At 67.3% G+C, this 19,096-nt stretch carries 15 protein-coding genes and 1 pseudogene; 10 read left to right on the plus strand and 6 right to left on the minus strand.

Going from position 1 to position 19,096, the window contains the following annotated elements; genetic code table 11:
- The first annotated feature begins 7 nt into the window (after positions 1-7).
- The 7 genes from murG (at position 8) to lpxC (ending at position 8,064) form a co-directional block, all read left to right on the plus strand.
- Positions 8-1,078, plus strand: a complete 1,071-nt coding sequence (gene murG / locus V7060_RS01310; protein ID WP_334177659.1) for an undecaprenyldiphospho-muramoylpentapeptide beta-N-acetylglucosaminyltransferase — start codon at positions 8-10, stop codon at positions 1,076-1,078.
- On the plus strand, positions 1,078-2,529 hold the full coding sequence (gene murC, locus V7060_RS01315) for a UDP-N-acetylmuramate--L-alanine ligase (protein ID WP_334177660.1): 1,452 nt from the start codon (positions 1,078-1,080) through the stop codon (positions 2,527-2,529). Before murG ends, murC begins: the two co-directional genes overlap by 1 nt.
- On the plus strand, positions 2,526-3,488 hold the full coding sequence (locus V7060_RS01320; RefSeq protein WP_334177458.1) for a D-alanine--D-alanine ligase: 963 nt from the start codon (positions 2,526-2,528) through the stop codon (positions 3,486-3,488). The genes murC and V7060_RS01320 overlap by 4 nt, the downstream gene beginning before the upstream one ends.
- The gene (locus V7060_RS01325) at positions 3,485-4,267 is read left to right on the plus strand and encodes a cell division protein FtsQ/DivIB (protein WP_334177459.1); all 783 of its coding nucleotides are present in this window, start codon (positions 3,485-3,487) and stop codon (positions 4,265-4,267) included. The genes V7060_RS01320 and V7060_RS01325 overlap by 4 nt, the downstream gene beginning before the upstream one ends.
- Positions 4,264-5,499, plus strand: coding sequence for a cell division protein FtsA (ftsA, locus tag V7060_RS01330; protein WP_055940270.1), 1,236 nt, complete (start codon positions 4,264-4,266; stop codon positions 5,497-5,499). The genes V7060_RS01325 and ftsA overlap by 4 nt, the downstream gene beginning before the upstream one ends.
- An 86-nt stretch (positions 5,500-5,585) precedes the next feature.
- Complete coding sequence (ftsZ, locus tag V7060_RS01335; protein ID WP_334177460.1) at positions 5,586-6,812, plus strand: cell division protein FtsZ; 1,227 nt, start codon at positions 5,586-5,588, stop codon at positions 6,810-6,812.
- Positions 6,813-7,149: 337 nt separating this feature from the next.
- A complete protein-coding gene (lpxC, locus tag V7060_RS01340; RefSeq protein WP_334177461.1) occupies positions 7,150-8,064 on the plus strand; it encodes a UDP-3-O-acyl-N-acetylglucosamine deacetylase in 915 nt (304 codons plus the stop codon).
- Positions 8,065-8,265: 201 nt separating this feature from the next.
- Here lpxC and V7060_RS01345 read toward each other — a convergent pair whose 3' ends face one another.
- On the minus strand, positions 8,266-8,733 hold the full coding sequence (locus V7060_RS01345; protein ID WP_334177462.1) for a DUF721 domain-containing protein: 468 nt from the start codon (positions 8,731-8,733) through the stop codon (positions 8,266-8,268).
- 8 nt (positions 8,734-8,741) lie between these two features.
- On the opposite strand from V7060_RS01345, the gene V7060_RS01350 reads away from it, so the two are divergent.
- The 3 genes from V7060_RS01350 to V7060_RS01360 all read left to right on the plus strand — a co-directional run bounded on the left by V7060_RS01350 (position 8,742) and on the right by V7060_RS01360 (position 13,689).
- Complete coding sequence (locus V7060_RS01350; protein ID WP_334177463.1) at positions 8,742-9,692, plus strand: M23 family metallopeptidase; 951 nt, start codon at positions 8,742-8,744, stop codon at positions 9,690-9,692.
- 172 nt (positions 9,693-9,864) lie between these two features.
- Positions 9,865-12,618 (plus strand): preprotein translocase subunit SecA, encoded by a 2,754-nt coding sequence (gene secA / locus V7060_RS01355; protein ID WP_334177464.1) that lies wholly within the window; start codon positions 9,865-9,867, stop codon positions 12,616-12,618.
- 117 nt (positions 12,619-12,735) lie between these two features.
- Positions 12,736-13,689 carry a Nudix family hydrolase gene (locus V7060_RS01360; RefSeq protein ID WP_334177465.1) on the plus strand — a complete coding sequence of 318 codons (954 nt, stop codon included), beginning with the start codon at positions 12,736-12,738 and terminating at the stop codon, positions 13,687-13,689.
- Between the two features lie 184 nt (positions 13,690-13,873).
- Here the strand turns inward: V7060_RS01360 and coaE are convergent, their stop codons facing one another.
- The 5 genes and pseudogenes from coaE to V7060_RS01385 form a co-directional block, all read right to left on the minus strand.
- On the minus strand, positions 13,874-14,494 hold the full coding sequence (coaE, locus tag V7060_RS01365) for a dephospho-CoA kinase (RefSeq protein WP_334177466.1): 621 nt from the start codon (positions 14,492-14,494) through the stop codon (positions 13,874-13,876).
- 45 nt (positions 14,495-14,539) lie between these two features.
- A complete protein-coding gene (locus V7060_RS01370; protein WP_334177467.1) occupies positions 14,540-15,403 on the minus strand; it encodes an A24 family peptidase in 864 nt (287 codons plus the stop codon).
- Positions 15,404-15,406: 3 nt separating this feature from the next.
- Positions 15,407-16,567: a type II secretion system F family protein gene (locus V7060_RS01375; RefSeq protein ID WP_334177661.1), complete on the minus strand. Its 1,161-nt coding sequence runs from the start codon at positions 16,565-16,567 to the stop codon at positions 15,407-15,409.
- Between the two features lie 278 nt (positions 16,568-16,845).
- Positions 16,846-18,579 (minus strand): type IV-A pilus assembly ATPase PilB, encoded by a 1,734-nt coding sequence (gene pilB / locus V7060_RS01380; protein ID WP_334177468.1) that lies wholly within the window; start codon positions 18,577-18,579, stop codon positions 16,846-16,848.
- Between the two features lie 309 nt (positions 18,580-18,888).
- Positions 18,889-19,002 (minus strand): annotated as a pseudogene (locus V7060_RS01385) (prepilin-type N-terminal cleavage/methylation domain-containing protein); the annotation flags it as partial.
- Positions 19,003-19,096: the final 94 nt, after the last annotated feature.

Here is a 19,096-nt window from a genome sequence, read left to right on the forward strand (position 1 = left end):
CCCCGTGATGATCATGGCCGGCGGCACCGGTGGCCACATCTTCCCTGCGCTCGCCGTGGCCAAGGTGTTGCGCGCGCGCGGCGTGCCGGTGGTGTGGCTGGGTGCCGACGGCGCGATGGAAACGCGCCTGGTGCCGCAGCACGGCATCCCGCTGGACACGCTGGCCATCACCGGCCTGCGCGGCAAGGGCACGCTGGCGCTGCTCGGTGCGCCCGTACGCGTGCTGCGCGCGATCCGTGCCGCCGGCTTCGCGCTGCGTCGCCGTGCGCCGCGGGCGGTGGTCAGCTTCGGCGGCTTCGCATCGGGCCCGGGCGGTGTGGCGGCGAAGCTGATGGGCCTGCCGCTGCTGGTGCACGAACAGAACCGCGCGGCCGGCTTCACCAACCGCGTGCTGGTGAAGGTCGCGCGTCGCGTGATGAGCGGGTTTCCCGGCGCATTCCCGTCGCGGGAAGAGGTCGTCGGCAATCCGGTGCGCGACGAGATCGCCGCGCTGCCGCCACCAGCCGAACGCTTCGCCGGTCGCAGCGGTCCACTGCGCGTCCTCGTGCTCGGCGGCAGCCAGGGCGCGCGTGCGCTGAACCTGGCGGTGCCGAAGGCCATCGCGACCTTGCCCGCGGGCAGCATCAACCTGCGCCACCAGTGCGGCGAGAAGCTGCGCGACGAAGCCGCCAAGGCCTATGCCGATGCCGGCGTCTCCGCCAGCGTCGAGGCCTTCATCACCGACATGGCCGCCGCCTATGCCTGGGCGGACCTGGTGGTCTGCCGTTCCGGCGCCTCGACGCTGGCGGAACTGTGCGCGGTCGGCGTGGGCAGCGTGCTGGTGCCGTTCGCGCAGGCGGTGGATGACCATCAGACCCGCAATGCCGAATACCTGGTCGAGCGCAATGCCGCCGTGCTGTTGAAGCAGGACGATGCGCTCGCCGACCGTCTCGCCGCCACGCTGCGCCGCCTGATCGACGACGCCGGTGCGCGCCTGTCGATGGCGAACGCGGCGCGCGCGCTGGCGAAACCCGATGCGGCCGACCGCATCGCCGACACGATTCTCGAGGAAGCAATCAAGATGAGGACGCAGGCATGATGATCGCCGCCGCCCGCGAGCGCCGCCTGCAACACACCGGCAACCTGGCCCAGGCATTCCGCCGGGTGCACTTCGTCGGCATCGGCGGCTCCGGCATGAGCGGCATCGCCGAGGTGCTGTGCACGCTGGGTTATGAAGTCTCCGGGTCGGACAATGCCGACAATGCGGCGACCCGCCGCCTGGCGTCGCTGGGCGCGCGCGTGATGCGCGGCCACAACGCGTCCAACGTGCTCGGCACCGACTGCGTGGTGGTGTCCAGTGCGATCAAGCATGACAACCCCGAGCTGATGGAAGCACGCAGCCAGCGCATCCCGATCGTGCCGCGCGCCGCGATGCTGGCCGAACTGATGCGCTTCCGCCGCGGCATCGCCGTGGCCGGCACGCACGGCAAGACCACCACCACCAGCCTCGCCGCCGCCGTGCTGAGCGAAGGCGGGCTGGACCCGACCTTCGTCATCGGCGGCCAGCTGCTTGCCGCCGGCGCCAACGCCAAGCTCGGCGATGGCCAGTGGCTGGTGGCCGAGGCCGACGAGAGCGACGGCAGCTTCCTGCGCCTGAACCCGCTGATCTCCATCGTCACCAACATCGATGCCGATCACCTGGAGAACTACGGCAACGACTTCGAGCGGGTGAAGGCCGCGTTCGCCGAGTTCCTGCAGCGCCTGCCGTTCTACGGCCTGGCGGTGCTGTGCATCGACGATCCGGAGGTCGCCGCCATCGCCGCCGACACGCCGCGCCACGTGATGAGCTACGGCTTCGCTGAGAATGCCGACGTGCGTGCCGAAGACGTCGAGCAGGAGGGCGGTCGCATGCACTTCACGCTGCGCCTGCCGGAAGACGCCAGCATCCGCGTCAGCCTGGCGTTGCCGGGTCGCCACAACGTGCAGAACGCGCTGGCCGCCGCCGCGATCGGCTGGCAGCTCGGCGTGTCGCCGGAGAACATCGCCGCCGCGCTGGAGAAGTTCGCCGGCATCGGTCGCCGTTTCAACGACCTCGGTGAGATCGCCACGCCGCAGGGCGCGCGCGTGCAACTGGTCGACGACTACGGTCACCATCCGAAGGAGCTGGCCGCCGTGTTCGCGGCGGCGCGTGGCGGCTGGCCACACAAGCGGCTCGTCGTCGCGTTCCAGCCGCACCGCTACAGCCGCACACGCGACCAGTTCGATGCGTTCGCCGCCGTGCTGTCCGAGGTCGATGCGCTGGTGCTGAGCGAGGTGTACCCGGCCGGCGAACAGCCGATCGCGGGTGCGGATGCGAAATCGCTGGCGCGCGCGATCCGTGCGCGCGGCCGCAACGAGCCGGTGGTGGTCAGCCAGGTCACCGACCTGGTCGACGTGCTGCCCGATGTCCTGCAGGACGGTGACCTGTTGCTGTTGATGGGCGCCGGCGACATCGGCCACCTGTCGCAGCACCTGGCGGCGCACGGCTTCACCGCCAAGGACCCCGCATGAGCGCCATCGCCGTGCCGCCGCTGCGCATCACCGACGCCTCGCGCTTCGGTCGCGTCGCCGTGCTGCTGGGCGGCGTTTCCAGCGAGCGCGAGGTGTCGCTGAACTCCGGGCAGAACGTGCTGGATGCGCTGCTTGCGCGCGGCGTGCAGGCGTTCGCCGTGGATGGCGTGCCGGCGCTGGTCGAGGCGATCCGCGCGGGCAAGGTCGATCGCGTGTTCAACATCCTGCATGGCGGCGATGGCGAGAACGGCGTGCTGCAGGGCCTGCTGCAGTCGCTCGGTGTGCCGTACACCGGCCCCGGCGTGCTGGGTTCCGCGCTGACGATGGACAAGATCCGCACCAAGCAGGTGTGGCAGGCCGCGGGTCTTCCTACCGCGAGCTTCGTGCGCATTCCCGCCGGCGGCGACTTGGCGGCGGCGGTGCGCACGCTGGGTTTCCCGGTGTTCGTGAAGCCGTCGGCCGAAGGTTCCAGCGTCGGCGTGTTCCAGATCCAGGATGAAAGCGGCCTGGCGCCGGCAGTCGCGTTCGCCTCGTCCTATCCGGGTGAACTGCTGGCCGAGCAGATGCTGACCGGTGGCGAATTCACCGTCGCCATCCTCGGCGACCTGGCCCTGCCGTCGGTGCGCATCGTGCCGGCGCAGGGCTGGTACGACTACCACGCCAAATACATCGCCGACGACACGCAGTACCTGTGCCCGGGCCTGGACGATGTTGGCGATGAAGCGCAGATCCGCGCGTTGGCGCTGGACGGGTTTTGCGCGGCCGGTTGCAGCGGCTGGGGCCGCGTTGACGTGATGCGTCACGCCGACGGCCGTTTCCTGCTGATGGAAGTCAACACCGCGCCCGGCATGACCAGCCATTCGCTGGTGCCGAAGGCAGCGGCGCAGGTCGGCATCGGCTTCGAAGACCTGTGCTGGCGCATCCTCGAGCAGACGGTACCGGAGGTGGCGGGCCGATGAACGCCGCCCTGCGCATCCTGACCTGGCTGATCGCGCTGGCGCTGGTGGCGCTGCCGGTCGTGGCCGTGGTCAACGGCTGGATCGGTGCCGACCGCTGGCCGCTGAGCAAGCTGCGCGTGCAGGGCGAACTGGCGCGCGTGGAGCCGGCGCAGTTGCAGGCAGCCGTGCTGCCCTATGCGCGTCGCGGCTTCTTCGCGGTGCGGCTGGACGATGCCAAGCATGCAGTCGAGCAGCTGCCGTGGGTGGAGCGTGCGGACGTGCGCAAGCGCTGGCCCGACGTGCTGGAAGTGCGCATCACCGAGCACAAGCCGTTCGCGCGCTGGGGCAAGGACAAGTTGCTGTCGGAGCACGGCCGCCTGTTCCCGATGCCGAAGGAACTCGCCGGCCTGGACCTGCCGCAGCTCGGCGGACCGGATTCGCAGGTGCAGGAAGTGACCGCGCTCTACAACGAATCCCGCCAGCTGTTCGCGCCCCTCGGCCTGGATGTCACCACGCTGGTGATGGATGCCCGTGGCAGCTGGTCGCTGCTGCTCGGCAACGGCACGCAGGTGGTGGTCGGCCGCACCGATGCGCGTCCGCGGCTTGGCCGCTTCGCGCGGATGCTGCCGCAATTGCTGGCCGCGCAGACCCAGCCGCTGGTGCGCGCGGACCTACGCTACACCAACGGGTTCGCGCTCAGCTGGGGCGAGGCGCCCAAGTCGCCGCCGCCGGCTTCCACACCGACTCCATTGCCTGCGCCGATTGCGGTCGCGGGTCGTCTTCTGCAGGGCATTACATGAATCGCAAGGGTGACAAATCGCTGATCGTCGGGCTGGACATCGGCACCTCCAAGGTGACGGCGCTGGTCGGCGAGTACGCGCCGGGCAATCCGATCGAAGTGATCGGCATCGGCTCGCACGAATCGCGCGGCCTCAAGCGCGGCGTCGTCGTGGACATCGAATCCACGGTGCAGTCGATCCAGCGCGCGATCGAGGAAGCCGAGCTGATGGCGGGCTGCGAGATCCGCTCAGTCTACGCCTCGATCTCCGGCAACCACGTGCAGTGCCGCAACTCGCCCGGCATCGTGCCGATCCGCGACGGCGAAGTGACCTGGGGCGACCTGGACCGCGTACTGGAAGCGGCGAAGGCGGTCGCGATCCCGGCCGACCAGAAGATCCTCCACGCCATCCCGCGCGAGTACAAGCTGGACAACTCGCAGGAAGGCATCCGCAATCCCGTCGGCATGACCGGCGTGCGCCTGGAAGTGGACGCCCACCTGGTGTTCTGCGCACAGTCGGCCGCCGCCAACATCAGCAAGTGCGTGCAGCGCTGCGGCCTGCAGATCGACGACCTGATCTTCTCCTCGCTGGCGTCCAGCGTGGCCGTGCTGACCAGCGACGAGCGCGAACTCGGCGTGGTGCTGGTCGACATGGGCGCGGGCACCACCGACCTGGCGGTGTTCGTGCAGGGCGCGATCTGCCACACGGCATCGCTGCCGATCGCTGGCGACCAGGTGACCAACGACATCGCGCACATGCTGCGCACGCCCACGCCGGAAGCCGAACAGATCAAGGTGCGCTACGCGTGCGCGCTGGCGCAGTTGGCTACGGCGGAAGAAAGCATCCAGGTGCCGAGCGTCGGCGACCGTCCGCCGCGCCGCCTGCCGCGCCATGCGCTGGCGCAGGCCGTGCAGCAGCGCTACGAGGAGATCTTCGAGATGGTGCAGGCCGAACTGCGCCGCTCCGGTTTCGAGGAGCGCGTGCGCGCCGGCATGGTGCTGACCGGCGGCGCCGCGAAGATGGAAGGCGTGGTCGAGCTGGCGGAAGAGATGTTGCAGATGCCCGTGCGCGTCGGCATCCCGCAGCACGTCACCGGCCTGGGCGAAGTGGTCGGCAATCCGGTGCATGCCACCGGCGTCGGCCTGCTGCTGATGGGCAGCCAGATCGAACACCCCCGGCGTCCGTCGTTGCCCACGGGCAAGGCGGGCAGCTGGTTCAAGAAACTGCAGAACTGGTATCGCGGCGAGTTCTGAGTGAGGCGACACCTACCGCGAAGTTGAAGGCATCACGACGTTCGTTCCACACAGCACTACATAACTAAATAAACGAGGACAAGGACATGGCACATTTCGAACTGGTTGAAAAGATGGCCCCGAATGCGGTGATCAAGGTCGTGGGCGTGGGCGGCGGCGGCGGCAACGCCGTGGCGCACATGGTCAACGGCAGCGTGGACGGCGTGGAATTCATCACCGCCAACACCGATTCGCAGGCGATCAAGAACTGCGGCGCCAAGTTGCAGCTGCAGCTCGGCAGCAACGTCACCAAGGGCCTGGGTGCGGGCGCGAATCCGGAGGTTGGCCGTCAAGCAGCCCTGGAAGACCGCGAGCGCATCATCGACGCGCTGGACGGCGCCGACATGGTGTTCATCACCGCCGGCATGGGTGGCGGCACCGGCACCGGCGCCGCACCGGTCGTGGCGCAGCTGGCCAAGGAGATGGGCATCCTCACCGTCGCCGTGGTCACCAAGCCGTTCCCGTTCGAAGGCCGTCGCCGCATGCAGGTCGCGCTGAAGGGCATCGAGGAACTGAGCCAGCACTGCGATTCGCTGATCACCATCCCGAATGAAAAGCTGATCACCGTGCTGGGCCGCAACGCCACCATGATCCAGGCCTTCCGCGCCGCCAACGACGTGCTGCTCGGCGCCGTGCAGGGCATCGCCGACCTGATCGTGCGTCCGGGCCTGATCAACGTCGACTTCGCCGACGTGCGCACCGTGATGAGCGAAATGGGCCTGGCCATGATGGGTACCGGTTCGGCCCGCGGCGACGACCGCGCGCAGGCCGCTGCCGAGGCCGCCATCCAGAACCCGCTGCTGGACGACGTCAACCTCAACGGCGCCAACGGCATCCTGGTCAACATCACCGCCGGCCCGGACTTCACCATGGCCGAGTTCGACGAAGTGGGCCGCACCATCGAAGGCTTCGCTTCGGAGGACGCGACCGTCGTGGTCGGCACCGTGCTGGACCCGGACATGCAGGACGAGGTGCGCGTGACCGTGGTCGCCACCGGTTTGAACCGCAATGCCGGCCGTCAGCCGGTCGGTCGCGGCAACGACCTGCGCGAGCCGATGCGTGCGCCGATCAAGCTGGTCCGCGACGCCACCACCGGCATGCCGATCGACGACGGTTTCTCGATGGATCCGATCAGCGCTGCCACCAGCGGCCTGGGCCTGCGCCGCGGTTCGGCCTCGCCCGCGCCGTCGGCCCCTGCCTCCGCGCCGGTCTCGGCGGAACTGCCGTCGGACTACCTGGACATCCCGGCGTTCCTGCGCCGCCAGGCGGACTGATGTGATGTGCCCCTTCCCCCGCTTGCGGGGGAAGGCTGGGATGGGGGCGAGCGGAGCCGACGATCTTCGGCAACGCATCGAAGGGCCGGAAGCAAGGTCTTCGGCCTGCCCCCACCCCAACCCTCCCCCGTAAACGGGGGAGGGAGCAGATGATGTGCCGTTTCATCGCCATGTCCCTTCGCTGCCGGACCTTCGCCGGTCCGGCAGCCCTTTCACGACGGCCTTGGCAGACCGTTGTTGCAGGGGTGGGACAGACCGGTGCTTCCGTTAAGATTCAGTGGTCTGCGTGATATTCTCGCTGCCCGCTCAGGTTCCCCCCACCTGCGATCCCCATCCGATGGCCCAGCAACGCACCCTCAAGAACGTGATCCGCGCGACGGGCGTGGGGCTGCACAGTGGCGAAAAGGTCTACATGACCCTGCGCCCGGCCCCCGTGGATACCGGCATCGTGTTCCGGCGCGTCGACCTGACCCCGGTGGTGGAGATTCCCGCCAGTGCGGAACTGGTCACCGAGACCACGCTGTGTACCGGCCTGACCTGCGAAGGCGCCAAGGTGCAGACCGTCGAACACCTGATGTCGGCGATGGCCGGCCTCGGCGTCGACAATGCCTACGTCGAACTGTCCTCGGCCGAGCTGCCGATCATGGACGGCTCTGCGGGTCCGTTCGTGTTCCTGATCCAGTCCGCCGGCATCGCCGAGCAGGGCGCGCCCAAGCGTTTCATCCGCATCACCCGCACGGTCGAAGTGACCGAGGGCGACAAGGTGGCGCGCTTCGAGCCGTACGACGGTTTCAAGCTGGGCTTCACCGTCAAGTTCGACCATCCGATGATCCCGGCCTCGCAGTCGCGGGCGGAAGTGGATTTCTCCACCGGCGCCTACGTCAAGGAAGTCGCGCGTGCGCGCACGTTCGGCTTCATGCGCGACCTGGAATACATGCGTGAGCGCAACCTCGGCCTCGGCGGCTCCATGGACAATGCCATCGTGCTGGACGAGTTCCGTGTGTTGAACGAGGACGGCCTGCGCTACACGGACGAATTCGTCCGCCACAAGATCCTGGACGCCATCGGCGACCTCTATCTCGCCGGCCGCCCCATCCTGGGCGCCTACGAGGGCTTCAAGTCGGGCCACGCGTTGAATAACAAACTGGTCCGCGCGCTGCTGGCCGAGACTTCGGCCTGGGAAGAAGTGACCTTCGAGGACCGTGCCACGCCGTCCCCGGTCACCTACGCAACCCCGGCCCTGGCCATCTGAGACATCCGTTCCGCCGGAACGGTGAACCCGCTGTCGCCCGGTTTCCCACCTTCGTCACGCGAGGGCGTGGGATTGGTTACGCCTTGACGAAAGTGTGAACCGCGTCAGGAAATGGGCCGGGAAATAACGCGGTCTTAACTTTCGGCTAACGCCCCGACCGACGGTGGCCGGTACCATGCCCCGTCCCTCGTGATGGCCGAGTCAAATTTTCCGGCGTCCACGATGACGGCCCTGCGGGGCAGGTGCGCTGGCGGAGTCCGGCGCGGACAGGAGGTCGAGGGCCGCTTGCAGCCCTTTGCGGGACGCTTCCGACACGGGTACGACCGGGTTCTGCGCGGGCTTCACGAGCGGCGCGAGGTTCGTCTTGGCGGTGACTTCGGTGACCGCCAGTCCGATGGATTGGGCCACGTCGATCAATTCGGGTGCCGCCAGGCGAAGCCGGGCGTTCCACACGGGGGAGTCGACGATAAAAACGAGCCGTTTGCCCGCCACGTTCGCCAATCGGCAATGCGGCGCCAGGGCGGGCGGAAGGCAGGGGCGAAGCTGCTGTTCCAAGGCGTCGAGCCACATGGCACGACGTACCGGGTCGGTGGCGGCATCGGTCAGGGCGGCCTGCAGGGCAGGTTGCGCGATGCCGGTACGGCGCGGCTTGGACTTCGAATCAGACATCGGAATTTATGAGCTTTAAGACCATCGTAAACAATTCGCGCACCTGGTGGGCCCATGCGTCCGCCCACGGTGCCTACCGTATCCGCCTCGCATTCCACGCGCGTCCGCTGGCCAGTGCCGCAGTGCTGGTCGCCGCCGGCCTGCTGGTTGGCGTGGGTGGCCGCAGTGCCGCCGGCATGGCGCAGGTGTCGCTGCTGCAGGCCAAGGCCGAGCAGCGTGATGCCGAACTGGACCAGGTCCGTCGTGGCGCCCAGCAGGAAATCAACGCCATGGCCGCGCGCCTGGGCGAACTGCAGGCGCAGGCGAATCGCCTGAACGCCCTGGGCGAGCGCCTGACCCGCGTGGGCCAGCTGCAGGATGGCGAGTTCGACTTCAACGAACCGGTCGGCGTCGGCGGCAACGACGCGTCCTTCGACATGAAGCCTGCCGACCTCAAGGACGGCGTGGACAACCTGGAACGGCAGTTCGCCGCCTCGGGTCGCCAGCTGTCGGTGCTGGAAGCCCTGCTGTTCAATCGCGAACTGGACAAGAATGCGACCCCGGGCCGCATGCCGATCGCCAACAGCTACATCACCTCCGGTTTCGGCGGTCGCGCCGACCCGTTCGGCGGCGGTGGCCAAAATCACAAGGGCATCGACTTCAAGGCCCGCGTCGGTGATCCGGTGCTGGCCGTCGCCGACGGCGTGGTGAGCTTCGCCGGCGTGAAGGGCGGCTACGGCAACGTCATCGATGTCGACCACGGCAACGGCTACGTGACCCGTTATGCGCACAACTCGCGCCTCAGCGTGCGGGCCGGCGATCTGGTCCGCGTGGGCCAGGAAGTCGCCAAGGCCGGTTCGACCGGTCGTTCGACGGGCGCGCACGTGCATTTCGAAGTGTGGGAGAACGAGCGCGTGGTCAATCCGCGCAAGTTCCTGGGCGAAGGCCCGACGCCGGTGGGCCAGGTCAAGCGCGGCTGAGGCCTGCGGAACCAAACGGGAAGGTGGCGGTCCTACCGCGAGCCTTGATTCCCCGGGCAGCGCCCCAAGCTACAATACGGTGTTGCCAGACAGGGCGCCTTGCGCCCTGTTTCGTTTTGGGGCCGCGCACGCTGCGCCGCCCCGGCGTCCTTTATCCCTTCCGGTTCCCTACATGATCAACAACCTGCTTACCCGTGTCTTCGGCAGCCGCAACGAGCGCCTGCTCAAGCAGCTGCACCGCTCCGTCGACAAGATCAACGCGCTGGAAGCGGAGCTGCAGAAGCTCACCGACGAGCAGTTGAAGGCCAAGACACCGGAGTTCCAGCAGCGCATCGCCGGCGGGGAAGCACTGGACAAGATCCTGCCGGAGGCCTTCGCGGTCTGCCGCGAGGCCAGCCGCCGCGTACTCGGCATGCGCCACTACGACGTGCAGCTGATCGGTGGCATGGTGCTGCACCTGGGCAAGATCGCCGAAATGCGCACCGGCGAGGGCAAGACCCTGGTCGCCACGTTGCCGACCTACCTCAATGCGCTGGAAGGCAAGGGCGTGCACGTCGTCACCGTGAACGACTACCTGGCCCGTCGCGACTCGGCCTGGATGGGCCGCCTGTACAACTGGCTGGGCCTGTCGGTGGGCGTCGTGTACCCGGGCATGCCGCACGGCGACAAGAGCGCCGCCTACGCCGCCGACATCACCTACGGCACCAACAACGAATTCGGCTTCGACTACCTGCGTGACAACATGGCGATGTCGCGCGCCGACCGCTTCCAGCGCGGCCTGCACTACGCCATCGTCGACGAAGTCGACTCGATCCTGATCGACGAAGCGCGTACCCCGCTGATCATCTCCGGCCCGGCCGACGAATCGCCGGAGCTGTACATCCGCGTCAACCGCATCGTGCCGCAGCTGATCAAGCAGGAGAGCGAGGAAGGCGAAGGCGACTACTGGGTCGACGAGAAGGGCAAGCAGGTGCACCTGTCCGAAGCGGGCATGGAGCACGCCGAGGAACTGCTGCTGCAGGCCGGCATCATCAGCGAGGAAGAGCCGCTGTACGGCGCCAACAACCTGTCGGTCGTGCACCACCTCAATGCCGCGCTGCGCGCGCATGCCATCTACCAGCGCGACGTGGACTACATCGTGCGCGATGGCGAAGTGGTCATCGTCGACGAGTTCACCGGCCGCACGCTGGCGGGCCGCCGCTGGTCCGACGGCCTGCACCAGGCGGTCGAGGCGAAGGAAGGCGTGCCGGTCCAGCGCGAGAACCAGACGCTGGCCAGCGTGACGTTCCAGAACCTGTTCCGCATGTACAACAAGCTGTCCGGCATGACCGGCACGGCCGATACGGAAGCGTTCGAGTTCCAGAGCATCTACGGCCTGGAAGTCATCGTCATCCCGACCAACCGCCCGACCGTGCGCAAGGATTCGCCGGACCAGGTGTTCCTCAACCGCCAGGGCAAGTTCAAGGCGGTGCTGGCCGACATCCAGGACTGCTACCAGCGCGGCCAACCGGTGCTGGTCGGCACCACGTCGATCGAGACGTCGGAAATGCTGTCCGACTTCCTCAACAAGGCCGGCGTGCCGCACGAAGTGCTCAACGCCAAGCAGCACGAACGCGAAGCGCACATCGTCGCGCAGGCGGGCCGTCCGGGTGCGATCACCATCGCCACCAACATGGCCGGCCGCGGTACCGACATCGTGCTGGGCGGCTCGCTGGAAGCCGAATACGAAGCACTGGCGGAAGACGCCAGCGACGCCGACCGCGCGGCGGTGAAGGCCGAATGGCAGAAGCGCCATGACGAAGTGAAGGCCGCCGGTGGCCTGCACATCGTCGGCACCGAGCGCCACGAATCGCGCCGCATCGACAACCAGCTGCGTGGCCGCTCCGGTCGCCAGGGCGATCCTGGTTCGTCCCGCTTCTACCTGTCGCTGGAAGACAACCTGATGCGCATCTTCGCCTCGGACTGGGTCCAGAAGGCGATGAAGCTGATCGGCATGAAGGAAGACGACGTCATCGAGGACAAGCTGGTCAGTCGGCAGATCGAGAAGGCGCAGCGCAAGGTCGAGGCGCACAACTTCGACATCCGCAAGAACCTGCTGGACTTCGACGACGTCAACAACGACCAGCGCAAGGTCATCTACGCCCAGCGCGACGAACTGCTCGACGCCGAGTCGGTGAAGGACAACATCGACGGCATCCGCGGCGACGTGGTCGCCGAGACGGTCGCCCGCTTCGTGCCGCTGAACTCGGTGGACGAGCAGTGGGACCTGCAGGGACTGGAACGCGAACTGGGCGAGGAAATGGGCGCGGAAGTGCCGGTGACCCGCTGGCGCGAGGAAACCGACGACCTCGATGCCGAGGCCATCGAGCGCCGCGTGCAGGAGGCGATGGACAAGCACTTCGCCGACAAGGAAGCCGTGGTCGGCGACGAGACCATGCGGGCGCTGGAAAAGCACATCATGCTGACCGTGCTCGACAAGAACTGGAAGGAGCACCTGGCGCGCATGGACTACCTGCGCCAGGGCATCCACCTGCGCGGCTACGCGCAGAAGCAGCCCAAGCAGGAGTACAAGAAGGAAGCCTTCGAACTGTTCTCCAGCATGCTGGAGCGGGTGAAGAGCGAAGTCGTCACCCTGCTGTCGCGGGTGCGCATCCGCAGCGAGGAAGAGGTCGCGGCGCTGGAAGCGCAGGAACGCGCCATGGCCGAGGCGCAGGCCCGGCAGATGCAGTTCCAGCACCAGGATGCGGGCGGCTACGGTGCCGACGAGGAAGCCGAGGAGGTGCAGCGCCTTGCTGCGGCCCAAGGCGGCTACGTGCAGTCCGGCCCGATGCCGGCGCACCGCGATGCCCCCAAGGTCGGCCGCAACGATCCGTGTCCCTGCGGCAGCGGCAAGAAGTTCAAGCACTGCCACGGCCAGCTGGCCTGAGGCATCGCTGCACGCTCGACGGAAAAAGCCGCGCACTGCGCGGCTTTTTCTTTGCGGCCGGGTGACCGCCGCCGGGACTATTTGCGTCTACCGGGCGGTTACCGGCAAGCTTCCTCCATGCTGACCCCGTTGCGCTCGATCCACGTCATGGCCGCCGTCATCACGGATGCGCGAGGCCGCATCCTGCTCGCCCGCCGTACCGAGGGGCGCGACCTGGCCGGGCGCTGGGAGTTTCCCGGCGGCAAGCAGGAGCCTGGCGAACGTCCCGAGGATGCGCTGGTGCGCGAGTTGCGCGAGGAACTCGGCATCGAGGCCCGCGTGGGCGACCACGTCATCAGCGTCCCCCAGCAGTACCCCGACAAGCGGCTGTGCCTGGAGGTGCGGCATCTCACCGGCTGGCAGGGCACGCCGCGCGGGCACGAAGGCCAGGCGTTGGCCTGGGTCGCGCCCGACAAGTTGATGCGCTACGACATGCCACCCGCGGACCGCCCCGTGGTGGCGGCCCTGCTGCAGCCCGACCGCTACCTGGTCACGCCGGAACCCGATGACTCGGCTGCCTGGCTGATGGGTTTGGAGCGGGCGCTCTCACGCGGCGTGCATCGCGTACAGGTGCGTGCGCGCCACCTGGCCGGCGACGCGTGGCGGCTACTGGCAAGGCAGGCCGTTGCGCGCTGCCGGGAAGCTGGCGCCGAGGTACTGCTGAACGGCGACATCGACCTGGCCTGCGAACTGCAGGTCGGCGTGCACCTGCGCGCCGCGCAGCTTGCCGAATGCGCGGCACGGCCCCTGCCGGACGGCCTGGCCGTCGCAGCGTCCTGCCACACAGCGACCGACCTGCGGCAGGCGGAGGCGTTGGGTTGCGATTTCGCGGTGGTCGGCAGCGTCCATCCGACCCTCAGTCATCCCGTCGGCGAGCCACTGGGGTGGCCCGGCTTCGCCAGGCTGCGCGAGGGCGTGTCGCTGCCTATCTATGCCATCGGCGGCATGCTGCCCGAGCACATCGTGCAGGCGCGCCGTCACGGTGCGCAGGGCATCGCCGCGATCCGCGGGCTGTGGCCCGCTTCCCCGTGATGGCGACCTCTTGCGCTCTCCGCCGCGGCGATCACGTGGCGGACGGGCAGCGGAGCGAGCTCCGCTCCACGAAAGCTTGCGAGTCCTCTCTCGGCACGGTGGCCGGCGTAGCGCGCCATTCGTAGCGCCGGACCTGCGGCGTCAGGCGACGCGGCGGGCGGCGGGTACCGCAACGCGCGTTGCTCTAGGGCGTGCGGGAGTTGGCCAGAGCGAGATAACGGGCGTGCAACTGGTCGGCCGCCCGCTGCAGATGCGCGATGTCGCCATCGTTGACGATGATGTCGTCGGCCAGCGCAAGCCGGTCCGCACGCGACGCCTGTGCAGCCATCATCTTCTCGGCCAGCGCCTCGTCGATGCCGTCGCGCTGCATCAGCCGTGCCTTCTGCACGGCGGCGGGCGTATCGACCACCAGGATCCGGTGCAGCCACGGATAGCTGGCCCGTCCGCCGCCTTCGGCAAGGAGCGGGATCATGGCGATCGCGTACGGACTGGCCGCCTGCCGGCAGATCGCGTGCAGACGCACGCGGATGGCCGGATGCAGGATCGCCTCCAGCGCTCGCCGTTCCGCATCGTTGCCGAACACGCGCACGCGCAGCGCCGCGCGGTCGAGCTGACCGTCCGCTTGCAATACGTCTTCCCCGAAGTGAGCCACCACGGCGGCAAGCGCGGGTGCGCCCGGCTGCACCACTTCGCGCGCCAGCAGGTCGGCGTCGGCCACCACGATGCCCTGCGCGGCAAACGCCTTTTCCAGTGCGCTCTTGCCCGAGGCGATGCCGCCGGTCAGTCCGATGAAGTACTCGCTCATGGACGGATTATGGAGCAGGGCTCGCAGGCCCGGCCCGCAGCCGGCTCACTTCAGTCCGGCGAAGCGCAGGTAGGCGTCGACGATCTGTTCGCCCCAGAAGAAGACGATCCAGCCGGCGATGGCCAGGTAGGGGCCGAACGGAATAGGGGTCGCGCGGTCGCGTCCCTTGACGGCCAGCCAGATCGAGCCGGCCACCGCCCCCACCAGCGACGAGAACAGGATGATCGGCAGCACGCCGCTCAGGCCGACCCAGGCGCCCAGCGCCGCCAGCAACTTGAAGTCGCCGCGGCCCATGCCTTCCTTGCCGGTGATCTGCTTGAACAGCCACCACACCAGCCACAGCGACACGTAGCCGGCGATCGCGCCCAGCAACGCCGGCTTGGCCGGCATGTAGAGGTTGTCGAGGCTGCCGATCAGGCCCAGCCACATCAATGGCAGCGTCAGCTGGTCGGGCAGGAGCCGCGTGCGCAGGTCGATGCCGCTCAGCGCCACCAGGTAGCAGCTCAGCAGCGCCGCGCCGAACCCCTGCCAGCCGAAACCGAACCGCCACACCGACGCTACCGCCAGCACGGCCGTCAGCAGTTCGACGAGGGGATACTGCGGCGAGATCGGGGCCTTGCAGTGGCGGCACTTGCCACGCAGCACCAGCCAGCTGAACAGCGGGATGTTCTCGTACCACGACAACGCGGTCTTGCAGTGCGGGCAGTGCGAGCGCTCCACCACGATGCCAGGCGGGGGCGGATCGTACAGCTCCGGCTCCTCCAGCACCTCGCGCGCGTCGCGCTTCCACTCCCACTCCAGCCGCCGCGGCAGCCGCAGGATGACCACGTTGAGGAAGCTGCCCACCAGCAGGCCGAGGCCTGCGACTACCGGATACCCCAGCTCGGGGTGTTGATCGAGGAATGCCACGTATCAGCCGGCGACCGTGGCCGCGACCTTGAAGATCGGCAGGTAGAGCGCGACCACCAGGCCGCCGACCAGTACGCCGATGATGACCATGATGAAGGGTTCGATGAGGCTGGACAGCGCATCCACGGCGTTGTTGACCTCCTGCTCGAAGTACTCCGCCACCTTGAACAGCATGTTGTCCAGCGCGCCGGCTTCCTCACCGATGGCCGTCATCTGGACGACCATGTGCGGGAACTGCTGCGTCTGCTTCATCGCCATGTTGAGTGGATAACCGACCGATACGTCGTCGCGCATGCGAAGCACGGCCTTCTCGTAGACCGAGTTGCCGGTCGCGCCCGCCACGGTATCCAGCGCTTCCACCAACGGCACGCCGGCCTTGAAGGTCACGGCGGTCGTACGGGCGAAACGCGCGATCGACGAGTTGTGCATGATCTGGCCGATGACGGGCACGCGGAGTATCAGCCTGTCTACCGCGTGCTGGAATCGCGGTGACCGCTTGAACATATAGACGCCGAGGAAGCCCGCACCTACCACCACGGCGAGTAGCAGCCACCACCAGCTGACCATGAAGCGCGACATCCCGATGACCATCTGCGTGAAGTAGGGCAGCTCAGTACCGAAGCTCGCGAATGTCTCTTCGAAGGTGGGGACCACGAAGATCAGGATCACCGCGCAAACCAGGATCGCCACCGCGATCACGGCGGTCGGGTAGAAAAGCGCCTTCTTGATCTTGCCCTTCAGCGCTTCCAGGTTTTCCTTGTAGCTGGCGATGGTCTCCAGCACTGTTTCCAGTACACCGGCGGATTCGCCTGCGCGCACCAGGTTGCGGTACAGCTCGTCGAACTGCACCGGATGCTTGCTGATCGCCTCGTACAGCGACGAGCCGCCTTCGATGTCGAAGCGAATCTGCTGCACCATCTTGCCCATGCGGGGGTTCTTCTGGCCGCCTTCGATGATCTCCAGCGACGACACCATCGGCACGCCGGACTTCATCATCGTCGCCAGCTGGCGGCTGAAGAAGGCGATTTCCTTCGCGGAGATGGTCTTGCCCGCCGCGCCGAACAGCGGCTTGGGCTTCACCTTCACCACGCTGGGCGTGATGCCCTGCTTGCGCAGTTCGGCCCGCAGGAAATTAGCATTCTTGGACGACTGCTCGCCCTTCATCTTGACGCCGCGCTTGTCGGTGCCTTCCCAGACGAACAGGTTCAGTGGATTCTCGCGCGCGGGCGAGGCAGCAGTCTTCGCAGCGGAACGGGTCACGGCCATCGGTAGTCCCCTGTCCGGATTACCCCACCCGGACTGTCAATGCCGCATGGTAGCCGGTTATCGGCCCAATGGAAGCGTCCCGCCTGTGACGGTGGCCGGGTTTCGGTGACAAGGGTGGCCGCCTTTGCGTTGCCCTGCGCCATCGGGCGCAGGCCTCCCGCAAGTGCGCGTCCGCTTCAGTCCTTGGTGACGCGGTTGATCTCGGCCAGGCTGGTGATGCCGTTGCGCACCTTCAGCAGGGCTGACTGGCGCAGGTCCGGGATGCCGGCCTTCTGCGCCACCTCGGCGATCTGCAGTGCATTGCCGCCCTCCAGCACGATCCCCTGGATGGCCTCGCTCATCGGCATCACCTGGTAGATGCCGGTACGGCCCTTGTAGCCGCTGGTGCACTCGTCGCAGCCGACCGCCTCGTAGATGGTGAAGCCGGTCTGCACCTCGGCTTCGCTGTAGCCCTCGGCCACCAGGGCGTTGGGGGGCAGATCGACGGCCCGCTTGCATTTGCTGCACAGCCTGCGTGCCAGGCGCTGTGCGATCACCAGCGTAACCGAGCTGGTGATGTTGTAGGGCGCGATACCCATGTTCATGAGGCGGGCGATGGTCTGCGGCGCGTCGTTCGTATGCAGTGTGGACAGCACCATGTGGCCGGTCTGCGCCGCCTTGATGGCGATCTCGGCGGTTTCCAGGTCGCGGATTTCGCCGACCATGATGATGTCGGGATCCTGGCGCAGGAAGCTGCGCAGCGCGGCGGCGAAAGTCATGCCGCGGCGGTTGTTCTGTTGCACCTGGTTGACGCCCGGCAGGCGGATTTCCACCGGATCCTCCGCCGTGGAGATGTTGCGGGTTTCGTCATTCAGTATGCCCAGGGCGGTATACAGCGACACCGTCTTGCCCGATCCGGTGGGACCGGTCACCAGCACCATGCCGTAGGGCTTGTGGATGGCCTCCTCGAACAGCTTCTGCTGGTCGGGTTCATAGCCCAGCTTGTCGATGCCCAGCTTGGCCGCGCTGCCGTCCAGGATGCGCAGCACGATCTTCTCGCCGAACAGCGTGGGCAGCGTGCTGACGCGGAAGTCGATCTGCTTGGTCTTCGACAGGTTCAGCTTGATGCGGCCGTCCTGCGGCACGCGCCTCTCGGCGATGTCCAGTTGCGCCATCACCTTGATGCGCGCGGCAATGCGGTCCTTCAGCTTGGTCGGTGCCTTGGCTACCTGCTTGAGGATGCCGTCGATGCGCAGGCGCACGCGGTAGTCGGTTTCGTACGGTTCGAAGTGGATGTCCGAGGCGCCGCGCTTGATCGCATCCACCAGCACCTTGTTGACGAACTTGACCACCGGCGTGTCGTCGCCCTTGCTGTCGACGGCTCCGTCATTGCCGGCATCCTCGTCACCGGCTTCAACGTCCAGGTTGTCGAGCGCATCGTCATCGTCGCCGAAGTTGCTGCCGAGGCTGGACGCGGTGTTCTGCCACTGCTCCAGCGTGCGCCTCAACTGGTCTTCATCCACCAGGATCGGTTCGACGATCAGGTTGGTATGGAACTTGATCTCGTCCAGCGCCGAATGGCTGCGGGTGGGATCGGACACGCCGACGAACAGCTTGCCTCCACGCTTGAACAGCGGCAGCACCTGGTGCTTCTGCACCAGTTCCTCGCTGACCAGCTTCAGTGCGCCCTGGGCCGGGTCGAAGGCCGTGGCGTCCAGCAGCGACATGCCGAATTCCATGGCGTTGGCGGCCGCCATTTGCGGCGCCGTGACCAGTCGCTTCTCGGAAATCCACTGCGGCAGCGGCACCTTGGCGTCGGTGGCGTTGGCCATGGCCGTGCGGGCGGCGGCCTCGTCCAGTGCGCCGTCCTGTACCAGTCGACGGGCGAGGCCGGTGATGCCGACGAGGTTGGCGGAGGCGACTGCGTTCATGGAGATATCCGGAAAAGCGATGCAGCGTACATTAAAGCAAGATCCGGGCCTGCCCGTCGGGCCCGGCGATCGACCGGGATGCCAAACTGCGAACTAGAGACTGCACGAGCCGCCATTCACTAGGTCGCAGGTTACGGTGCGGGCGCCCGGTGTGACGGGTACGGCGGTGAAGGTGGTAGCCGTGGCGGCTGGCGTTGCGATGGCCTGGCAGCGTCCCGGCTCGTGATTCGGGATCGTGTAATCGCCCGTCATTGCCGACACGACGGTCTGCGCATAGGCTTTGGCTTCGCCCAGGCAGGCCGTATCGGCGGAACGTGCGATGAAAGAGCGATACGCGGGAAGGGCAATCGCCGAGAGGATGGCGATGATGGCTACCACGATCATCAGTTCGATCAACGTAAATCCACGCATGTCGCGGTGCATAGCGCCTACCAGGCAGACCTCATCACCTCAAAGGCAAGCAAGGAACGCGCCATATCGTGGAGCGGAGACGCTCGACGTCGGTCGGAAGCGTCAA

Source organism: Pseudoxanthomonas sp., from assembly GCF_036845285.1.
In the GTDB taxonomy this organism is placed as follows: Bacteria; Pseudomonadota; Gammaproteobacteria; order Xanthomonadales; family Xanthomonadaceae; genus Pseudoxanthomonas_A.